Origin of the sequence: Vibrio sp. YT-18, assembly GCF_033337345.1 — a bacterium.
Lineage (GTDB): Bacteria > Pseudomonadota > Gammaproteobacteria > Enterobacterales > Vibrionaceae > Vibrio > Vibrio alginolyticus.
On sequence record NZ_JAWOQO010000001.1, the window covers coordinates 457,020 to 477,017 of the forward strand.

General features: G+C 44.7%; 17 protein-coding genes. 6 read left to right on the forward strand and 11 right to left on the reverse strand.

What is annotated here, in order from left to right; translation table 11 throughout:
- The first annotated feature begins 91 nt into the window (after window positions 1-91).
- From R7M72_RS01885 to R7M72_RS01900, 4 genes are all read left to right on the forward strand, one after another.
- Window positions 92-1,165 (forward strand): efflux RND transporter periplasmic adaptor subunit, encoded by a 1,074-nt coding sequence (locus R7M72_RS01885; RefSeq protein ID WP_017820965.1) that lies wholly within the window; start codon window positions 92-94, stop codon window positions 1,163-1,165.
- Complete coding sequence (locus R7M72_RS01890) at window positions 1,165-2,226, forward strand: efflux RND transporter periplasmic adaptor subunit (protein ID WP_258641991.1); 1,062 nt, start codon at window positions 1,165-1,167, stop codon at window positions 2,224-2,226. The genes R7M72_RS01885 and R7M72_RS01890 overlap by 1 nt, the downstream gene beginning before the upstream one ends.
- Window positions 2,226-5,285 carry an efflux RND transporter permease subunit gene (locus R7M72_RS01895; protein WP_064354753.1) on the forward strand — a complete coding sequence of 1,020 codons (3,060 nt, stop codon included), beginning with the start codon at window positions 2,226-2,228 and terminating at the stop codon, window positions 5,283-5,285. The genes R7M72_RS01890 and R7M72_RS01895 overlap by 1 nt, the downstream gene beginning before the upstream one ends.
- Before the next feature lie 175 nt (window positions 5,286-5,460).
- On the forward strand, window positions 5,461-6,171 hold the full coding sequence (locus R7M72_RS01900) for a hypothetical protein (RefSeq protein WP_005376411.1): 711 nt from the start codon (window positions 5,461-5,463) through the stop codon (window positions 6,169-6,171).
- Between the two features lie 82 nt (window positions 6,172-6,253).
- Here R7M72_RS01900 and fruA read toward each other — a convergent pair whose 3' ends face one another.
- Genes fruA through fruB form a run of 3 tightly spaced genes read right to left on the reverse strand, consistent with a single transcriptional unit; the run spans window position 6,254 to window position 10,126 of the window.
- Window positions 6,254-7,993: a PTS fructose transporter subunit IIBC gene (fruA, locus tag R7M72_RS01905; protein WP_017820962.1), complete on the reverse strand. Its 1,740-nt coding sequence runs from the start codon at window positions 7,991-7,993 to the stop codon at window positions 6,254-6,256.
- 18 nt (window positions 7,994-8,011) lie between these two features.
- The gene (pfkB, locus tag R7M72_RS01910) at window positions 8,012-8,983 is read right to left on the reverse strand and encodes a 1-phosphofructokinase (protein ID WP_065275271.1); all 972 of its coding nucleotides are present in this window, start codon (window positions 8,981-8,983) and stop codon (window positions 8,012-8,014) included.
- Between the two features lie 9 nt (window positions 8,984-8,992).
- Window positions 8,993-10,126 carry a fused PTS fructose transporter subunit IIA/HPr protein gene (gene fruB, locus R7M72_RS01915; protein ID WP_025767801.1) on the reverse strand — a complete coding sequence of 378 codons (1,134 nt, stop codon included), beginning with the start codon at window positions 10,124-10,126 and terminating at the stop codon, window positions 8,993-8,995.
- Between the two features lie 374 nt (window positions 10,127-10,500).
- Between fruB and cra the strand changes: the two genes are divergently transcribed.
- Complete coding sequence (gene cra, locus R7M72_RS01920) at window positions 10,501-11,481, forward strand: catabolite repressor/activator (RefSeq protein ID WP_065275272.1); 981 nt, start codon at window positions 10,501-10,503, stop codon at window positions 11,479-11,481.
- 17 nt (window positions 11,482-11,498) lie between these two features.
- On the opposite strand, the gene R7M72_RS01925 is transcribed toward cra, so the two are convergent.
- The gene (locus tag R7M72_RS01925; protein ID WP_025767799.1) at window positions 11,499-12,452 is read right to left on the reverse strand and encodes an endonuclease/exonuclease/phosphatase family protein; all 954 of its coding nucleotides are present in this window, start codon (window positions 12,450-12,452) and stop codon (window positions 11,499-11,501) included.
- Between the two features lie 226 nt (window positions 12,453-12,678).
- On the opposite strand from R7M72_RS01925, the gene R7M72_RS01930 reads away from it, so the two are divergent.
- Window positions 12,679-13,212 carry an RNA-binding S4 domain-containing protein gene (locus tag R7M72_RS01930; protein ID WP_005376400.1) on the forward strand — a complete coding sequence of 178 codons (534 nt, stop codon included), beginning with the start codon at window positions 12,679-12,681 and terminating at the stop codon, window positions 13,210-13,212.
- 106 nt (window positions 13,213-13,318) lie between these two features.
- Here R7M72_RS01930 and R7M72_RS01935 read toward each other — a convergent pair whose 3' ends face one another.
- The 7 genes from R7M72_RS01935 to R7M72_RS01965 form a co-directional block, all read right to left on the reverse strand.
- Window positions 13,319-14,137, reverse strand: a complete 819-nt coding sequence (locus R7M72_RS01935) for an EAL domain-containing protein (RefSeq protein WP_017820958.1) — start codon at window positions 14,135-14,137, stop codon at window positions 13,319-13,321.
- 92 nt (window positions 14,138-14,229) lie between these two features.
- Window positions 14,230-15,150, reverse strand: coding sequence for an amino acid ABC transporter permease (locus R7M72_RS01940; RefSeq protein WP_318056007.1), 921 nt, complete (start codon window positions 15,148-15,150; stop codon window positions 14,230-14,232).
- A gap of 81 nt (window positions 15,151-15,231) precedes the next feature.
- Window positions 15,232-16,050 carry a transporter substrate-binding domain-containing protein gene (locus R7M72_RS01945; protein ID WP_136977124.1) on the reverse strand — a complete coding sequence of 273 codons (819 nt, stop codon included), beginning with the start codon at window positions 16,048-16,050 and terminating at the stop codon, window positions 15,232-15,234.
- Between the two features lie 9 nt (window positions 16,051-16,059).
- On the reverse strand, window positions 16,060-16,857 hold the full coding sequence (locus tag R7M72_RS01950) for an amino acid ABC transporter permease (RefSeq protein ID WP_136977122.1): 798 nt from the start codon (window positions 16,855-16,857) through the stop codon (window positions 16,060-16,062).
- Window positions 16,857-17,591: an amino acid ABC transporter ATP-binding protein gene (locus R7M72_RS01955; RefSeq protein ID WP_017820955.1), complete on the reverse strand. Its 735-nt coding sequence runs from the start codon at window positions 17,589-17,591 to the stop codon at window positions 16,857-16,859. Before R7M72_RS01955 ends, R7M72_RS01950 begins: the two co-directional genes overlap by 1 nt.
- A gap of 162 nt (window positions 17,592-17,753) precedes the next feature.
- Entirely contained in the window at window positions 17,754-18,410 is a 657-nt protein-coding gene (locus R7M72_RS01960) for a lysoplasmalogenase (protein ID WP_318056008.1), read from the reverse strand.
- Between the two features lie 294 nt (window positions 18,411-18,704).
- A complete protein-coding gene (locus R7M72_RS01965) occupies window positions 18,705-19,853 on the reverse strand; it encodes an iron-containing alcohol dehydrogenase (protein ID WP_047103556.1) in 1,149 nt (382 codons plus the stop codon).
- Window positions 19,854-19,998 lie beyond the last annotated feature (145 nt).

A 19,998-nucleotide genomic window follows, 5' to 3' on the forward strand; every position in this document is an offset into this window, starting at 1 on the left:
TTTGCTATCCACCTGGAAAATATGTTGATCAATTTCAAATTCTGCTTATACTGCACGGCTGTGTAATATATAAAACCTACGGAGAAAGCGGGTGCGAAAACAATATTTAAAGCGCACTTTAGTTGGCGCAGTGGTGACATTAAGTCTTTCTGGGATGCTAACTGGGTGTAATAAAGCCATTTCTGAGCCGTCTGAACCTTTAATCAAACCTGTAAAATTACTGGCGGTGAAAGACCTAGAACTTGAAGACTCGCACGCCTTTTTAGCGCGTATTGATGCAACACATCGCGCGCAGCTTTCTTTTCAGGTTGGTGGAGAGGTTGATGAATTACGTGTACGCATGGGTCAAAAAGTCCAAAAAGGTGAAGTGCTCGCAACGTTAGACCCTAAAGATCTTCAGCTTGCGTTAGATGCCGCTCAAGCGCAGTACGCGTTAGCGAAAACACAATGGGACCGCGCGAAAAACCTTTACGGAAAAAAACTCATTAGTACTGATGAGTACGATCAGAAAGAAACTCAATATAAAGCGGCATTGGCGAACTACGAACAAGCTAAAACCGATTTGAGCTATACCAAAATTCACGCACCGTTTGATGGCATTGTGTCATATACCTATGTCAACCCGTTTCAAGTAGTAGCAGAGAAGCAGGAGATCTTGAATCTCATTGATAACACGACGTTGGATGTATCTTTCACCTTGCCAGTAAGTTATGCGGAATCTGTATCACTTGAGTCACTGCAAAACTCCGATATGTGGGTGACGATGGATAGCGAGCCAGGAAAACGTATCCCTGGGCAATTTAAAGAAATTTCGACGCAGCCAAACATCGATACCAATAGTTATGAGGCGATCGTGACCATCACTCGACCAGAAGATCGCAATTTGCTGACAGGTATGACTGGGCAGGTACACATTGCTAAACAACATGTATCGGACGCGATGACGTTACCTCAGTCTGCTTGGGTCAACAAAAATGGGACGCAAGGTGAAGTTTGGGTAATGGACAGAAGCACGCAGCAGGTCAATAAAGTCACTGTGTCACTTGACGCAGCAGGTGGTGTGAAAGCCGGGCTTGATAACAATGATTACGTTGTTATTGCTGGTGTTGAGAGACTGGTTGAAGGACAAGTGGTGAAAGCTTGGGTTCGTGAGGGAGGCATTTAATGAAACGTTCTCTACTTACGATCTCTGCGATTGCACTTGCAGTTTTAACAGGGTGCAAAAATGAAAACCAAGCTATCGTCAAGCAGCCACTTTTTGTGTCGACTATCTCGGTGGATGCACCAGTACAAAGTCAACATCGCGCGTTCAAAGGCATAGTAGTGCCTGCAGAGCAAACGCCAATGGCATTTCGCCGCGCTGGGGAAGTTCAGCACGTATTGGTTAAAGCGGGTGACGTTGTGAAGCAGGGGCAAATGATCGCAAAGCTAGATGATAGCAAAGAGAAGCAAGCCGTGAATGACGCAGAAGCACAATACACACTCGCAATTCGTCAGCTTAAACGCGGTGAAGACTTGCATGCACGTCAAATGATTTCAAAAGCGGAACTTGATGAGCTAACCGCCAATAAAGAGCTAGCTGAGGCTACTTTCTATAACGCGACCAATCAATTGAATTACACCCGTTTATTCGCCCCGTTCGCCGGTAAAGTATCCGATGTTTTCAAAGAACGTTTTGAGCGTGTGGCAATTGGTGAACCCGTGTTAAACCTATACCAAAACGATTTGGTTTACGTGCGTATTGAGCTTTCCGACAATGTTTTAGCGATGGTAGACCCAAACTCAGACAGCATGAGCTACAAGCCTAGAGCAACCTTCTCCGGCATCGATGGCAGATTTACTTTGGACTATTTAGAGCACACAAGTGAACCCAACGCTGAAACTCAAACCTACGAAATGTACTTGACGATGCCACAGCCAAAAACAGAGATATTGCCGGGAACCAGCGTAAGCGTTTTGGTCGATATGGTGAAGGCGGGCATTACCTCTATTGATGGTTACAGTGTTCCTGTTACGGCGCTTCAAGCAGGCAGTGAAGGGAATGAGTTCTTTGTGTGGAAAAAAGAAGGTGACATTGTCACACGAGTGCCTGTCATGATTTCTCAAGTGAATGGCAATGGAGCCATTGTGTCGTCAGGTGTTAGCCAGGGCGATATTCTGATTAATTCAAATCTGCGTAAATTACGCGAAGGTAAACATGTGGATGTTGTGGAGAATAACCAATAATGAACATTGCTGAGTATTCAATAAAAAACAAAGTCATCAGCTGGTTGTTCATTATTATCCTTGCTGTTGGTGGTTTAACGTCATTTTTGGAGCTTGGACGATTAGAAGACCCGGCATTTACGATCAAAGATGCCATGATCATCTCAACATACCCTGGCGCGACGTCAAAAGAAGTTGAAGAAGAGCTGACGTATCCTCTAGAAAAAGAGATTCGAAAACTCCCTTATATCGACAAAATTACCTCTACGTCTTCTAATGGTATGTCTCAAATAACGGTGAGCATGGAAATGGACTATGGTCCTGATGAACTGCCGCAAATTTGGGATGAAATGCGCCGTAAAATTAATGATTTACGACCATCATTGCCTCAAGGTGTTCAGTCTTTACAGATCATTGATGATTTCGGTGACGTTTATGGCGTGATGTTAATGCTCACTGGTGACGATTACGACTATGTAGAGCTGAAACGTTATGCGGATTACCTGACCCGTGAAATCGAGCTTGTTGATGGTGTTGGTAAGGTAGACATCACGGGCGATCAGCAAGAAATGCTATTCGTTGAGATCTCACTTGATCGCCTTGCTGCACTGAACTTAGACATGAATGTGGTTTCGAGCTTGTTGAACCAGCAAAACAATGTGGTTTCAGCAGGTGAAGTGATGGTCAATGGCGAAAGCCTTGTTATTCGCCCAAGCGGCACCTTAAACACTGTAGAAGCACTAGAAAATCTGATCATTCATGGCCGTGACACAGGAAATCTAATTCGTCTAAAAGACGTAGCAACGATTTCTCGCGGTATTCAAGAGAAGCCAAGCAACGTCGTACTCTTTAACGGTCAAAAAGCGATTAATATCGGTATCTCGTTTGCATCGGGTGTGAACGTGGTTGAGGTTGGTGAACGTTTGGATGCGGAGCTCGCGAGCCTTGAGTCTATCAAGCCTGCTGGCATCGATATGAACTACTTTTACAACCAAGCCAATGAGGTGGATGAATCTGTTAAAGCGTTTGTAATTAGTCTAGCGGAGGCAGTGGCGATCGTAATCATTGTGTTGCTGTTTACTATGGGTTTACGCAGTGGTGTCATCATTGGAGTTGTGTTGTTATTGACGGTATTTGGTACCTTCATTTTGATGAATTACAACAACATCGAACTGCATCGTATTTCTCTTGGCGCGTTAATTATTGCCTTAGGTATGCTGGTTGATAACGCGATTGTTGTCGTGGAAGGCATATTGGTTGGCCTAAAGAAAGGGCGTACCAAAGTTCAAGCGGCTGTCGATATTGTAAAGCAAACACAATGGCCTTTGCTGGGCGCAACTGTTATTGCAATTACGGCTTTTGCACCTATCGGTTTGTCGCAAGATGCGACAGGTGAGTTCATGGGCTCTCTATTCTGGGTGCTGTGTTTCTCACTATTTTTAAGCTGGATTACCGCTATTACACTGACGCCTTTCCTTGCCGATCTTTTGTTGAAAGAGGAAAACAAAGAGCAGGGTACTAGTGAAGATGATCCTTATAAAGGCTGGTTGTTTGTCGTATTTGGGGCATCACTGAAATTTGCATTGCGATTCCGCTGGCTTACCGTTGCTGGCATGGTGGCGCTATTAGTGGGTGCTGTCGTGGCATTTGGTAATGTAAAACAGCAGTTCTTCCCACCATCGAATACGCCGATGTTCTACGTGGATATGTGGATGCCAGAGGGTACTGACATCCGTGAAACGATTAAAAAAGCTGAAGAGGTCGAAAGCTACATTCGTCAGCAAGATGATATTGACTTTGTTTCTGCTTCGATTGGGCAGGGCCTACAGCGTTTTGCTTTAACCTATCAACCAGAAAAAAGTTACGAAGCGTACGCGCAGTTCCAAGTTCGCGCGACTGATCGTGAGAAAATGTTTGGTTTACTACATAAGTTAGATGCGAATCTGGCGAAAACATTTGATGCGCCTACGTTCCAGTTTAAATTGATGGAATTTGGTCCATCACCAGCGTCTAAGATCGAAGCGCGTATTACTGGCCCTGAACCACAAGTTTTACGTGACTTGGCGGTGCAAGTTGAAGACATCCTTCATACCGACCCTGGTGCTCGAAACATTCGTCACGATTGGCGAGAGCGCACCAAGGAACTTGTACCCGCTTTCAATGAGTCTAAAGCTCGTCGCTTAGGTATTTCGAAAGAAGATCTTTCAAGCACACTGCAAATGGCGTTTGGTGGTAGCACCTTAGGTTACTTGCGTGATGGTACACATACGTTGCCAATTATGACACGCCTTCCTGAAGAAGAACGCGTAGATTTTGAATCACTACAAAACGTGACCATTTGGAGTCCTTCGTTGCAAACGTATATTCCGGTTGATCAAGTGATTGATGGCGTTCAACTGGATTGGAGTGAGCCGCTAATTCAGCGTCGTGACCGTAAGCGTACGTTAACCGTTCTCGCGGACCATGATGTGTTGAGTGACGACACGGCAGCAAGCTTATTTGCTCGTGTACAGCCTAAAGTGATGGCATTGCATGTTCCAGAAGGATACGAAATCACATGGGGTGGTGAGTACGAATCATCCAAAGATGCACAAGAAGGCCTATTCGGTTCATTGCCGATGGGTTACTTGTTGATGTTCATCATTACTATTTTACTGTTTAACTCAATCAAAAAGCCGTTGGTCATTTGGTTCACCGTTCCGTTAGCGATCATTGGCGTTGCTTTTGGTTTGCTTACCACGAACATGCCGTTCAGTTTTACAGCATTCCTTGGTTTGTTAAGCCTAAGTGGCATGATTTTGAAAAACGGTATTGTGTTGCTTGACCAAATTAACCTTGAGTTGGAGTCAGGTAAAGATCCTTACCTCGCGATTGTCGATAGTGCGATAAGCCGCGTTCGTCCGGTAAGTATGGCTGCCCTAACAACTATCTTGGGGATGATTCCACTGGTCTTCGACGCCTTCTTTGGCTCGATGGCAATAACGATTATGGCAGGTCTTGGTTTTGCTACTGTACTGACACTGATAGTGGTGCCAGTGATGTTTGCAATTCTGTTTAGGGTAAAACCGACCACTGCATAGGGACTCCTGGCTATTTGCCAGCTTCCTGCCTAGCCCTGAAGGTTTTCTTCGGGGCTTTTTTGATCTTACTAATATATACCAAACCATTCATTTGCTTGATTTTAATGATTTTCTTACGATTACAATGCAAATCATGCGTATACTGATGTAACGACACATCAAAGATTGAGATTACATGAATAAGCGCATATTAAACGGACTCTTCTTCGTTGGTTCTTTCACCTTGGTTGGCTGCACCGCGACGGATAGCATGCCGACAGAAACCAAACAACCTGCCCCTAAAGTCAACAGTGTTAGTGCTGAAGTCATTTCCAGTTGGATTGATAGTAAGGTTTTAGCCCCTGAAGGGCTGTCGCTCGAGCAAGACAATCTACGTTATCTATCGGGTAGCGCCGACCTAAACAGCGACGGAAAGGCAGAACACATAGTGTTGCTTCAAGATCGCTATTTCTGTGGTAGTGGTGGCTGCTCTGCATATATGTTTGATAATGAGGGAAACGTTATTAATCGAATGTCGGTAACTCGCACGCCTATTGTACTAGCCGACAGTTACAGTAATGGTTGGCAGGACTTTATCGTTTGGAGTAATGGCTCATATCGACTCATGAGTTACAACGGTGAGTCTTATCCAAGTAACCCGTCACTAGAGCCAAAGGTGGATCGAGACGCTAACCAGCAGGCGGCAATCGCAAATGTAATGGCGACAGAGCTTTATCAGCAAGACGGCTATGACATTCTGCCCGCAGAATCAAAAACCTTGTGGACGCCAGCTAACGTTTACCACTTTACCTTCAAGCACTACGGTGACCCGCATAGCGCTTATCAAGCAACGGTGGATATGAGCAGTGGGGAAGTAGACATTGTAGCCGTTCCGGCTGCGGAATAAAAAGCACCTCCCTTAACCGGAATTAAAGGGAGGTGCTAAATGCCAAATTCGAGGGTGGCATTGTTAACCGGAGTCGCTCTAATTAAGCTGCGACTTCTTGTTTCGCTTCTGCTTTGCTTTTTAAGAATGCGTAAGTAAAGCCAGTTACCGCTGTACCTGCTGCAATAGCCACTAAATACATTAATACTGGTGAAATTGCGTTAGGAATTAGCAGCACGAATAGACCGCCGTGTGGTGCCATTAATTTCGCACCGAATAGCATCGATAGGGCACCAGTAAGCGCGCCACCTGCCATACAAGATGGAATCACGCGCATTGGATCTTTCGCAGCAAATGGAATTGCGCCTTCAGAGATGAAACAAAGGCCCAAGACAAATGATGCTTTACCTGCCTCACGTTCATTTTGTTCAAATTTGTTCTTCGCAATGAAGGTCGCTAAACCCATACCTAGCGCAGGAACCATACCTGCGGCCATGATTGCCGCCATTGGCGCGTAAGTTTGTGAAGCCAAAAGGCCAACACCAAATGCGTAAGCGGCTTTGTTTACCGGGCCTCCTAGGTCGAAACACATCATTGCGCCAAGGATAATACCCAGTAGTACTGCACTGTCAGATCCCATGTTGTTTAGGAAGTCAGTCAGGCCGTTCATGATGCCTGAAACTGGGCCGCCTACGATGTAGATCATGACAAGTCCGGTGAACAATGTTGCCACAAATGGAATAATCAGAATCGGTTTAAGCGCCTCCATCGATTGTGGCAGTTTCACCTTATCTGCGAGGAGTTTCGCTGCGTAACCAGCAATGAAACCAGCCGCGATACCGCCAAGGAAACCTGCGCCAGTAGAACTTGCTAGCATACCACCAACAAGACCAGGAGCCAGACCAGGACGGTCAGCGATTGAAAACGCAATATAGCCAGCAAGTACAGGAATCATCAATGCGAATGCAGAGCCACCACCAATGTTCATCAAGGCTGCTGCTAGTGTGCCTTCTTCTTTAAATGCTTCAATACCGAACACGAAAGATAGTGCGATGATCAAACCACCTGCAACGACAACAGGAAGCATGTGCGAAACACCCGTCATTAGGTGTTTGTAAGCGCCTTTTTTCTCTTCGGTGGTAGATGAAGAGTTAGCTGAACCAGAATGCTGATACACAGTGGCTTGCTCGAATGCTTTGTCCATCTCTTCGGCTGTTTTTTTCAGAGCTGGGCCTGTTTTCGTGCGGTACATCTTTTTGCCGTTAAAGCGATCAAGTGGCACTTCAATATCGGCAGCAATGATCACCAGATCGGCGTCTGCAATTTCTTGCTCAGTCAGTTGGTTTTTAGCGCCAACTGAACCACGAGTTTCCACCTTGATTTGATGGCCACGACGCTTGCCTTCTTCTTCTAAAGCTTCTGCCGCCATAAAGGTATGCGCAACGCCAGTAGGGCAAGCGGTGATTGCAACAATTTTCTTCGCTGCTGATGTTGTATCTGCAGTGATAGGGGCTGCAAGTGTGGTTGCTTTTTCAAGTAAAGTGGCGTTTTCAACCGCTTGCTGGAGAAACGCAGTTGCGTCTTTTGCTATTTCGTTAATTTCCGCTTGGTAAACCTTTTTTCCTACAAAACGAGAAGTGTCGACGCTAGTATTTGCCGCAATGACAATGACTTCTGCTTGTTCAACGTCAGCTTCCGTCAATAGTGTTGGTTCAACCACACTTGATTGACATTCTATTTTGGCATTCCAGTTTAATTTTGCGGCGGCTTGTTCTAGTAATCCTGCCGCAAGGATGCTATTTGCTACACCGCTTGGACAGGCAGTAATAATGGCAATATTCATACAATAACCTTCTGTTCCTTAGTTTTGTTCTAAGTTTGTAATAGGGTAAAGCGCGCTAACTTCAGTTTGTCGCTTGATATTTTCCAGTTCTTCCTGACTGGTTAGCCCTACGCCAACTTGACTAACTGCCAAAGCAGAAAGTGCCGTAGCGAAGCGCAATAAATCGTTTTTAGGCATCAGTTGCATGTGGCCCCAACACAAGCCAGCGACCAGCGTATCGCCTGCGCCAACGGTGCTCACTACATTCATTCGAGGCGGTTTTGCACTAAGCCATTCGCCTTGGTTGAGCCACATAACACCGTCAGGTCCCATAGAAACCACGATGTTTTCTATGCCTTTGTCGCTCAGTGTTTGCGCTGCAGCTTGGCATTGTTCAGGTGTTGCTAGATGTTCGCCAACAAAATCACCAAGTTCTTCATCGTTAGGCTTAATCAACCATGGGTGAGCCTCAATACCTGACTTCAATGCGGCTTTGCTACTGTCGAACAACACCTTTTTGCCTTGTTGATGCAGTGCTTCTATCCATGCAGCGCATTGTTCGGCGGTTACGCCTCCAGGTAAGCTACCTGCAAGTACAAAGTAATCATGCGTCTCCGCTAGACGAAATAGTGTCTCCTCAAAGCGAGTAATTTCGTCGGCCGCTACTTGAACGCCAGGGAAGTTGATATCACTGACGTTGCCATTGGCCTCAACCAGCTTAACGTTGATACGAGTGGCACCCTTTACTTCCACAAATTCATTCTTAACGTTGATGTCATTGAAAAGCTGATGAAATAGCTCAGGGTTATCTTTACCGAGAAAGCCGGTAACCGTGACGTCTGCGCCTAAATCGCTCAATACTTTTGCTACGTTGACACCTTTACCAGCAGCGTGGAGATTGCTTTGCTGTACTAAGCTCACGGAACCAACGTTTAGTTCATTTACTGAACCTGTTAAATCCAATGCTGGGTTGAGCGTAATAGTGACAACCTTATTTGTTTTTTTTGTCATATCGGATCCTTAACCTTCACCAAGGCCAGAAGCGATTGCATTTCCGATAGACTCCAAGGCTTGCGGCGCATCAGGGCCTTCTGCTGTAAATTGAAGTTGGTGACCGTGCTTAACGCCCAGCGCGATGACTTTCATTAGGCTCTTCGCGTTTACTGCTTTTCCATCTCCGTCTAGGTTGGCAACACGTATAGTGGATTCAAACTTTTTCGCTTCTGCGACTAACATTGCCCCCGGACGAGCATGTAGGCCGTGGGAGTTTTTGATTTTAAATACAGCGGTATTGCCTTCTTCTGAAGATGCAGCTGTGACTTCTTCACCTTTGAACAAAGCAAGAATCTGTTCTACTGATGCATCTAAAAGCTTGCCGTGTTCATTGTTAAACACAATATTAGAAAGCGTTTTTAGGATAGATTGGTGAGCATTGTTACATGCTGCGAACGCGACAAGTGCACGCACTTTTTGACCTTCATATTCGCAGTCGTTTGCCGTCGAGACAAATGACACGCCTGTGCGAGTGACATGTTTGTCACTGCCAATTAACCACAGGCCATTACCTAGGTGAGTTGGTTGTTTGGTAACGAGATCAGCAACGAATTCGTTATCAGCACATCCCGTATTTTTTAACAGACCACCAGCAACAGCACTCATCTGTAGCATGTCGCTCGCAGGGAACATGAGTTGAATTAAAGAAGCGTCAAAGTCTGCTTCAAGCTGAACATCACCGTGCAGTAGGGCGATGATCTCGTCTTCGTTTTTTGCATTACGCAGACGCTCTTCTACGCCATCTGCGCCTAACACTTTGGTGAGCTGTTTAAGAATGCCAAGGTGCTCATCAGATTTAGCTGCGATACCGATAGCGACGAACACAGTATTGCCATCACCCCAGTCGACACCTTGTGGGAAGTGGTGCACAGCAACACCCGTTGTTTTCACCATTGAGCGAGTGTCAGTCGTGCCATGTGGGATAGCAATACCGTTCCCCAAAAACGTAGAGTTTTGGTTTTCACGGTTTAGCATGCCTTCAACGTAACCGTGTTCAACTAGGCCTTTATCAGTCAGGCTATGAGCAATACTCTTTATTGCTTCAAACTTATCTGTCGCTGATTGCGAGAGGGTAATGTCGTTCTTATTTAGCTTAAGCATGGTGCTTCTCCAGCCTTAAGGTATCAATTTAAAAATGTATTCTGTGTGAGAATTTGAACGCCGCTTCTTCTGAGCGCTTACTCAATCCTCAAACCTTTTATCTTTCAAGCTAAATCGATTCAGCTTGTTGGTAAATTTTTTAAAAGACTCAGAAAAACTGTTTTAAAAACTGACGTTAACAAACGAGCCTTTGCCGCTGTCCTATAGCCTAGCTCACAAATTGGTTTGTTGCGTGTTCGGGTGATTTACGTCAATTTTTAAGTTTTGCTGAATCCTTTCAGCTTTTATACTGAATCGGTTCAGCTTATAATTCAACTTATCGAAAGATCGTTGATGTATTAATATGATCGCGCGCACAGAATAAGGTTTAGAATATGACACTGGATGAAATAGCCAAATTAGCGGGTGTTTCTAAGACAACTGCAAGCTATGTGATTAACGGAAAAGCGCAGAAATACCGCATCAGCGAGAAGACTCAGAAAAAGGTGATGGCCGTTGTAGAAGAGTACAATTATAAGCCAGATCATGCGGCGTCTTCCTTGCGGGCAGGTAATTCACGCTCATTTGGGCTTATCATCCCAGACTTAGAGAACACCAGTTATGCGCGTCTTGCAAAGCTGATAGAGCAAAACTCTCGGAAAGCGGGGTACCAAATTTTGATTGGCTGCTCTGATGATGATCCTGATACAGAGCAAAAGGTGGCGGAAGCATTAGTCAGTCGTCGTATTGATGCGTTGTTTGTGGCAAGTGGTATGCCCACTGCAAACGAGTATTATCTTAAGTTGCAAAATTCTGGTACGCCAGTTATCGCGCTAGACCGTCCAATGGATGATGAGCACTTTTGTTGTGTCATCAGCGAAGATTTTGATGCCGCACTTGAACTCACTCAGTCAGTACTGTCCGAGGATATAAAGTCCATTGGCTTAATCGGTGCATTGCAAGATCTTCAAGTCTCAAAAGAGCGTGAGCTCGGTTTTCTATCTGCTTCTCAACAAGGTTGTAAAACGGCAACAGTGGGTTATGGACAACACTTCTCCCGGGAAGAAGGCAAGAAAGTCTTAGAGAGGTGGTTAACAGAGAACGCATTGCCAGATGCCATTGTTACAACGTCATATACACTGTTAGAAGGTGTGTTGGATGTAATGCTAGAAAAACCAGAACTGATGGGAAAGGTGCGTTTAGCAACATTTGGTGATAATCGACTGCTGGACTTCTTGCCTGTGAAAATCAACTCTTTGCCTCAACAGTTTGAGTTGATCGCGGACAGCGCAATGGAGTTAGCACTCAACGCTTCCGCCAAGCGTTACAAGCCTGGTGTAGAACTTATCCCGCGTAAAATTGTGAAACGTCACTAAGTAACTAAATAGGTTGCTCAAAGCTTTACTTCAGCAGTCAGCGCCACAAATGCGTGGTCGCTGGCGTTTTTATCTCTGTCATAAATCGGGTTGATCAGATGTTGGTTAGACACCTGATAGTCAACAACCTCGGCAACCGATATATCTGATAAGGTATCAAACTCTTGTGAGAGCAAGATATAGTCGAGTACATTCCCAGTGGAAAAATGATAGTGCGTGGCTGGGCGTTCATCCTTCAGGGTGTCACTTTGCAATAACCAACCATCTTTGAGTTGTAATTCAGTGACGCTGTCACCAGTATTGGATACCAATGCGCTGTTAACGCTGATAGGAGTAATAGGTTGATTCATATCGCCCATTAACACTGTCGGCATTGGTTCTTTTCGATACCTCTTTTGCATCGCGTCTCTTAACATCGCTGCTTCCCAGCCTCTTTGCTGGGTGGATAACCAGCGCCCAATAATCGTGCTAGACGTTTCTGGTTGTTCTGAGTCGGCCGGGCGTTGAGATTTCAGGTGCGTTACGTAAACGGCGATATGACCAAGTACAGGATGTATTACTTGGGCATAGATAGGTTTGCGACTGAACTCTGGAGCAACACTTACTCCAAAAGGCTCAAGCGTTGCTAAGTCAAACTCTACCGCTTGTACTTTTTCTATTGGAAACCGAGAGGCGATTGCCACAACAGGGCTTGAGTAAATGTACTCATCCTCAACATGTGGGGTGTCAACGGTCGCAAAGTAGGGGTAGCCGATGGTTGAAAAGAATGCCTGGGTCTTCTCGATACTGAATACTTCTTGTAAGCCAATCACGTCGCCTTCCAGTTTTTCAACTTGACGTTGCGTCCACGAAAGTTTGTCTCGCCATTGCTCTAACGAGTATATGTTCTCGAAATCATAGTAGGCGTTAGGCGGTGCGACAAAATTAAACAAGTTCGCAGTGACAAAGGTAATTCTACTTGGTTGAGACAAAGTATTCGCTCTTTTCAACAATAACTTAGAGAGTATATACCTTCAGGTTGCGTAATTGCAGCTTCGTTTGAGCTACGCATCGGTATACAAGCTAACAAGCGACAAGTTAAATGGGTTAAGAGGTGCTCAAATGCCAAGGCGAATCGGTGATTGAACATCGGCAGAGGTTTCTATTTTTAAGCATTGCGTTTAAACTTCAGGGCATCAAATAGTAAGAGTAAGTAACATGACCCAAGATTACGACCACGAAGAGTATTTAGAAGGCGAAGAGATTGAGATCGAAGCGATTGGCATCGATGTTGATGCGCATCCAATCGAACTGTACAAGCTTTTTAAAATCGCAAACTTGGTCAGCGGTGGCGGCGAAGCAAAACATATCATCGAGGAAGGCTACGTCGCGGTGAATGGTGAACTAGAAACACGTAAGCGCCGCAAGATGTATGATGGTGACTTTTTTGAGTTTAACCAGGAATATTATGTTGTGGTTTGCGATGCGCCAGTAACCGAACCTGAAACGGCAGAGCAAAAAGCAGAAAAGAAAGCGAAAAAAGAAGCGCAGTCTTCTCGTAAAGATAAGTCTCGTCAAAGTAAGTCACCTAAAGCCTCTGGGCCTAAATCAACAGGCCGTAAAGCGGCACATAAAGAGCGTAAAGCGCAGAAAGAAGCGTTGTCTCAGTCTGCTAAGAAAGGCAAAAAAGAAGACAAACCGCAAGCCACTCGTGATCCGAAGAGTGGACGTAATTCTATTGATTTTTTCTAGGGAAATGAACGCTTAACTAAATAAGTGACATCTGAGTAAAACTAAAAAGCGCCGAGCATATTATATCGGCGCTTTTTTGGTTTCACTGTGCTGTAAGTGGGTAGTGTTAATGCACTGTCGTCTCGATGTTTAGGCTATCTGTCCAGTGATGAATGGCGCAAGGCTTTCCTAAGTAAAAGCCTTGGTAATAATCCAAATTAAGTTGATACATAGCTTGTAGCTGCACGTCTTCTTCAACCCCTTCTATAATGACTTTTGCTCCCATATGATCCGCTAGATCAACGGCGCTATGTATGGAAAAGGTTTCTCCGGCGCAGTAGTCTAGTAAATAGGAACGATCGATTTTGATGATGTCAGGGCAGAGCTGCTGAACACGTGCGATATCAGAATGTTGGGCGCCAAAATCATCGATAGCAAAGATAAAACCATTTGCTTTCATTAACTGTACGGCTTTGATTAATAAATCCGTATCTCCGCATGACTCTTCGACTACTTCAAAAACTACGTCTGATGGGCTCATACCAAGTTCGGAAAGGCGTTTGTAAAGCAGGCCGTTATCTTTAAAGCCCATGTCTTTGGTTAGTGTGAGTAGCGTTTGAGGCATGACGTTAAGAAACAGTTTGATCGGCGTCCCTGCGAAATAGCGTGCGAAATTTCGAATGTGCATTGCTCTGGATAAAAACTCTACACATAAGCGAAAGTAGGGATCAAGACCATTATTGGCCAGAAACACGTCAGGACGAATTAGGGAACCATCAATGCCACGAATACGCAGTAAGGCTTCCATACCAATAATACGTTGGCGTCTATCAAAAATTGGCTGATAAACACTGTGAAAAGTGAATTGATTGAGAACTACGTAATATTCACCAAGATTATCTTGTTTTATGTATCGCTCGTAGTCGGATTGATTCTTTAACTCCATGAAAAACGCCGAAAATTTAGCATCTTGCCAATGTAACAGGGTGCAATTCTGATTTGAAGAATCAAATGTGCCTAATTACATATGCGGTTGAGTTAATTTGAAATGGCTTCCGATTTTGCTTCAATATGGCGGAAAATAAGTGACAGACCAAAACAGATTAAGAAGTAAGCAAGGCCGACAATCAACCAAATTTCAAATATATACCCTGATGAATTTGCCATCTCTGTCCCAACAAACGTTATTTCTTGTATCGAAATCAGTGAAACAATAGAGGTGTCTTTCACCAAAGAGATTGTTTGACCGGCAAGTGCAGGTGTTATTGATTTAAGCACCTGTGGCGCGATAACAAATCGGTATTTCACCCATCGAGACAAGCCCAATGAGTCAGCCGCTTCCCACTGACCTTGGTCGATACTTTGTAAACCACCGCGCACAACTTCTGCAATGTAGGCAGAAGAGAGTAAGCCGACGCATAACACGCCAGAGGCAAGGTTTTCCCAAAGGTTTGAAGGCCCAAACAGAAAGCGCTGTAGTGCATTTGGTTCGCCGTTGTAGTTTCGTAGAAGATCTTCCAAACCGAGTAACGGGATCAATTGGTTAGAAATGAAAAAGTAGAAAATAAAAACAAACACCAACGGAGGGATGTTTCTCACTAACTGGATAAACGCATTGGCAGGTGTGCGCAACCAAACGGAACGAGAGAAGCGTGCTAAGCCTAACAAAGTGCCAAACACTAATGCGAAGCTGATGCCCCAAATACTGAGCCTTAACGTCGAAATCAAACCTTGGAAGAAGTAGGGCAAACCACCACCTGCTCTAGGCGTGAAAAGTAATTCAAGCGCCTCTTTCCACTGCCACAAATAATGCACACCAACAGCGGACCGATGGTACAGCCAAACACCACCGATACCGCACATAACAAGTAGTACCCAGTCTAGTGTGTTTAATTGCGGTAAAAGGTAGCCTGTGCTGGATTTCGCGGGTGCTGTGCGAGTGGTAGTGTGTTCGCCCAAAAATTTGACTCCGATAAGTTATGGAAAAGTAAAATGGATGATTGGAGAGTATAGGCTCGCGGCGTCCACGAGCCATTTAGATTACTGGCCTTGCGCGACTTGATCTTGCCAATCTAATGTCGAGAACCAGTATTCATAACGTTGTTTTAACCATCCATCTTGGGTTCTTGCTTCAATCCATTTATTGAAAAAGGCCTTTTTATCTTCTTCCCCCAAGCGAACTGCAAAGGCTTCGTTGCCTTGTGATAGTCGCTCAGAGAATGGAAGGAATAGTTTGTCGCTGTGTTTCACTGTCTCATGTTCTGGTTTTGGGCTAGAAGCAATGACCGCGTGGGCGTTACCATTCAGTACCTCTTGGAACGCTTGCGCGTCGTCATCAAATTGCAGGATCTTCGCTTTCGGGAAGGTTTCTCTGGCGACTTGAACGGTGAATGCGCCACGACGGGCCGCTATTTTTATGCGTCGTGAGTCAAAGTCCGAAAATTCGCTAAAACCAGAGGCGAGTTCTTTGTTTGCTGCTACTTGAACGCCTGAGTGCGAGTAGGGCGCAGTAAACAAGACGCTTTTGGAACGTTCAGGCGTAACAGACATGCCACCAATGATCACGTCGAACTTTTTCGCCAGTAATGCGGGAATAATGCCATCCCACGCAGTTGGTACGAATTCCACTTTCAAACCTGAATCTTGTGCTAAGCGTTTGGCAACATCGATTTCAAAACCGATTAACTCACCTTGCTTGTTACGCATTGCCCAAGGTACAAATGTTGACATACCAACGCGCAAAGTGCCTCGTTCTTTGATTTGATCTACATTGGGTGTGGCGACATCTTCTTTCGCGATTGTAGGCATAGCGATGGCTAGCCCTAATAATGCAGTAATGGTCGCTTTGAATAACTTCATGTTATCTCCTTATAATTTGCGCCAACTGGCTCCGAGTTTGTGTTCTAGCCATGCAGACAAGCCAGAAAGTGACAGAGTGAGAGCAAGATAAATTGCTGCCACGGTAAACCAAATTTCGAACGGCATCGCCGTCTCTGAGACGATGTTGCGTGCCTGTGTTGTTAGATCAAAAATCGCCATCACGCTTACAATGGAAGAGTTTTTGATCAAAGAAACCACTTCATTGGTTAATGGCGGTAATGTGCGCTGTAAAACCTGAGGCAAAATTACGTCTTTGTAGGTGTAAAGCGTTGATATTCCGAGAGTTTGTGCTGCTTCGAATTGCCCTTTAGGAATACTGTTTAAACCTGCACGGAATATTTCCGCGGTGTAGGCACCTTGGAAAAGGGATAGTGCCAAAACGGCGGTACTGAATCGGTCCAAACCAATCACGGGGCCAAACACGAAGTAGAGTAAATAGATTTGCACCAACAACGGCGTGTTACGTATTACTTCGACATAAGTGGTACCAATAACATTGCCGACTTTCGAATCGCTAAGCCTTAGTAACGCGGTAACCAACCCTAATACTAAGGTAAAAAATAGACTAATAGCCGAGATGTTAAGCGTGACCAATAGCCCATCAATAAGTTCTGCCGGCCACCATTCGCCATCTTCATAAAAAGCGATGTAATCAGGTACGCGCTCCCATTGCCATTGATAGCCCATAGCGTCGGCACCAGAGTCCAACACCCACACAATCGCGATGAAGAGGAGCGTCATTTGCAGTAAAGCTTGAAGGACAGGTTTGATTACGCGAACTATCATCAGTAACTTAAAATTTGGTTCAAAAATGCTTGGGTTCGTGGATGCTGTGGTGTCTCAAATAAGGCGACTGGAGAGTTCATTTCCACGATTTGGCCTTCGTCCATAAATACCACGCGGTTCGCTACTTTTTTGGCAAATCCCATTTCATGTGTGACGCAAATCATCGTCATTCCGCTTTGAGCCAGCTCAACCATGACATCCAACACTTCGTTGATCATTTCCGGATCAAGCGCTGAAGTTGGCTCGTCAAACAGGAGTAAATCCGGTTCCATACACAAGGAGCGGGCAATCGCGACGCGTTGCTGCTGACCGCCAGAAAGCTGGATAGGATACTTACTCGCTTGCTCTTCAATATTGACTCGCTTTAGGTAATGTCTTGCGCGTTTTTCAGCTTCTTGTTTTGATAATTTGTGTGTGCGAATCGGCGCTAAGGTGAGGTTTTCCAGTACAGTCAAATGAGGAAAAAGGTGAAAGTGTTGGAACACCATGCCGATTTTACCGGGCTTGAGAGATTTTGCGTGAGAAGGCTGGTCGAACACATGAAGCTGGCCTTCTTGAATCGATTCAAGATGATTGATGCAACGAATGAGCGTTGATTTTCCGGAACCTGAAGGGCCACACACCACGACGATCTCGCCAGAATGCACGGAGAAGTTGATGTCTTTTAGAGCGTGGTAATCGCCATACCACTTATTTACGTCGCTAAACTCAACGACGGGAGTATTCTCTTTCAAAGGGGCACGCTATAACGGAAAAATATCCTTTTACAATAGCAAGTTGTGCGCGTAATTTCATTAAGAATAAGCTAATGTTTAGGCGATGATTTTAAGACTCTATTCAGATCGCTTACAAGATACATCCATGTTTCTTTAATGTTGGTGTAGTCTAGAGTATGACTAACTCAGTTCAACGAGATACGGATAACGAACAACAATCGCAACAACAGACATAACCATTAGTGTCTGTGCAGAATAGTAGGTCACCATGACAACTTGTCGTGAAAATATTGACCGTCCTCCAAAGCGTTCGAAAGCCAATACGATGCCAGAGATAATAAAGATAAAGCTTCCGAGCACTGCAAAAGAGGAGGATTGTGTTTTCCCACTCAAATAATACTCGATCGAAGCCCAGCACATAGTCATCAGTACCAATATATAACTAGTAACTGGCCGTTTTTCTTTACCGAGATCCGGTCGGAACAACCAGTAGACGCATATACCGAGTCCGAACAAGGCAATTGGGAGCCAAGGTGTAAAATGCCACGCTGACATGATGGCAAAACCATAACTATAGGAGAGATGGGCAGAGCAAAAGAGCACTAATCCTGTAATGAACTTGTCTCTAGGGAGCATTAATAACACGTCACCAAGCAACGAGAGCGATAAGCCAATCAAAATCCAATGCGCATATGGCATTGGGTAAGCCGGAGACTGAATTAAAATACCAAGCATACAGAGCACTGGTAATGGTTTAGAAACGTAAAAGAGCCATTTAGAGCCTTTACGGATACTGATGATATGTATGAATGCTAATACGACAACAACTAGCCACATAAAGTGTTTTCTCGAACAGACAAAATTATGTAGTACATCACTACAACAAATCAAAACTTAATTAACGAGTTAACTCGTTCTTTGATCTCAATTATTTTTATTTGTGCAAAGCTGGACAGTTGTCTCTTTACTAACCAACACGGCCGATTTTTTGTCTGGAGGGAATCGTTGTTTTTAGAAGCCTCCTCGTTTTGAACGTGATGCGGCTTACAAAATAGCATAAAAAAACGGTATTGTGACTGTTAAGTCACAATACCGTTAAACCCTAGGAAGGGCAGTGAAGAATTGTTGCAGTTATGAGACAGCTAACTCTAAGATTTCTCGGCTACGTTCAAGTGTGATCGCCTGGTTTTCACCTAAAACAGTCATGCCGTGTTTGTTTAGTTGATCAATGATGGCATCGATAGCTTGTTCACGGCTCTCACCATAGTTTTCGAGCTTAGTTGCGACATCAAGTTGATGATAAAACGCTTCGATAGATTCGATTGTGCGCTCTGCTAAATCCTCACCTGCTTCAAGACCAAATACGTTGCGACCCATTTGTTCTAACTTAGGGCGCTTAAACTGCATTTGGTTACGAAGTAACGACGGTTGGACAATTGCAAGAGAACGCGCATGATCAACGCCCCATAGAGCGGTTAATTCATGGCCGATCATATGTGTCGCCCAGTCTTGTGGAACGCCACTACCAATTAACCCATTCAATGCTTGGTTAGCAGACCACATTAAGTTTGCGCGCCACATATCGTCGTCTCGTTCCGCAAACTGTTCTCCGAGTGTTTTTAAGGTTTTCAGCAGTGTTTCTGCGTAACCATCTTGAACCATTGCACCGGTAGGAAGCGTCAAGTATTGCTCACATACATGCACCCATGCGTCAACAATGCCGTTGATAAGCTGGCGTTCTGGCAGTGTTTTCATTACATCTGGGTCTAACACGGCAAATTTTGGCTGCACTGCTGGAGACATGAACGGAAGTTTGTCTTGAGTTTCTTTTTTAGTGATAACTGCGCCCATGTTTGACTCTGAGCCTGTTGCTGGCAATGTCAAAATTGCAGCTAGAGGCGTCGCTTCAGTGACTTGGTGCTTACCAATCATGATATCCCAACCATCACCATCATACTTTGATGCCGCTGCTACGTATTTGGAGCCATCGATGACTGAACCACCACCTACCGCTAAAATAAAGTCAACGCCATGCTCTTTTACCATTGCGACTGCTTTATCGAGTGTTTCTTTGGTTGGGTTTGGTTCAACACCTGAAAACTCTAGCCATTCATGTGCCTCAAGAGCTTCTGCTACTTGGTCGTACACGCCATTTTTTTTGATGGAGCCACCACCGTATACCACTAAAACTTTTTGGTCGGATGGGATAGCTTCTTTGATTGCAGCGATTTGTTTTTGACCAAAGAAAATCTTGGTTGGGTTTACATAAGAAAAGTTCATTATTAGCCCTCTTGCTTCCTGTGAAGGAGATTGAATACATGCATATTAGTCCTGATTAACGATCGTTAACAGGTCGATTTCTGCAAATAATTTGCCTATTTCTACAAAATTAATGCTCTTGAGCTAGAAAGTTAAAGTCGAGAGG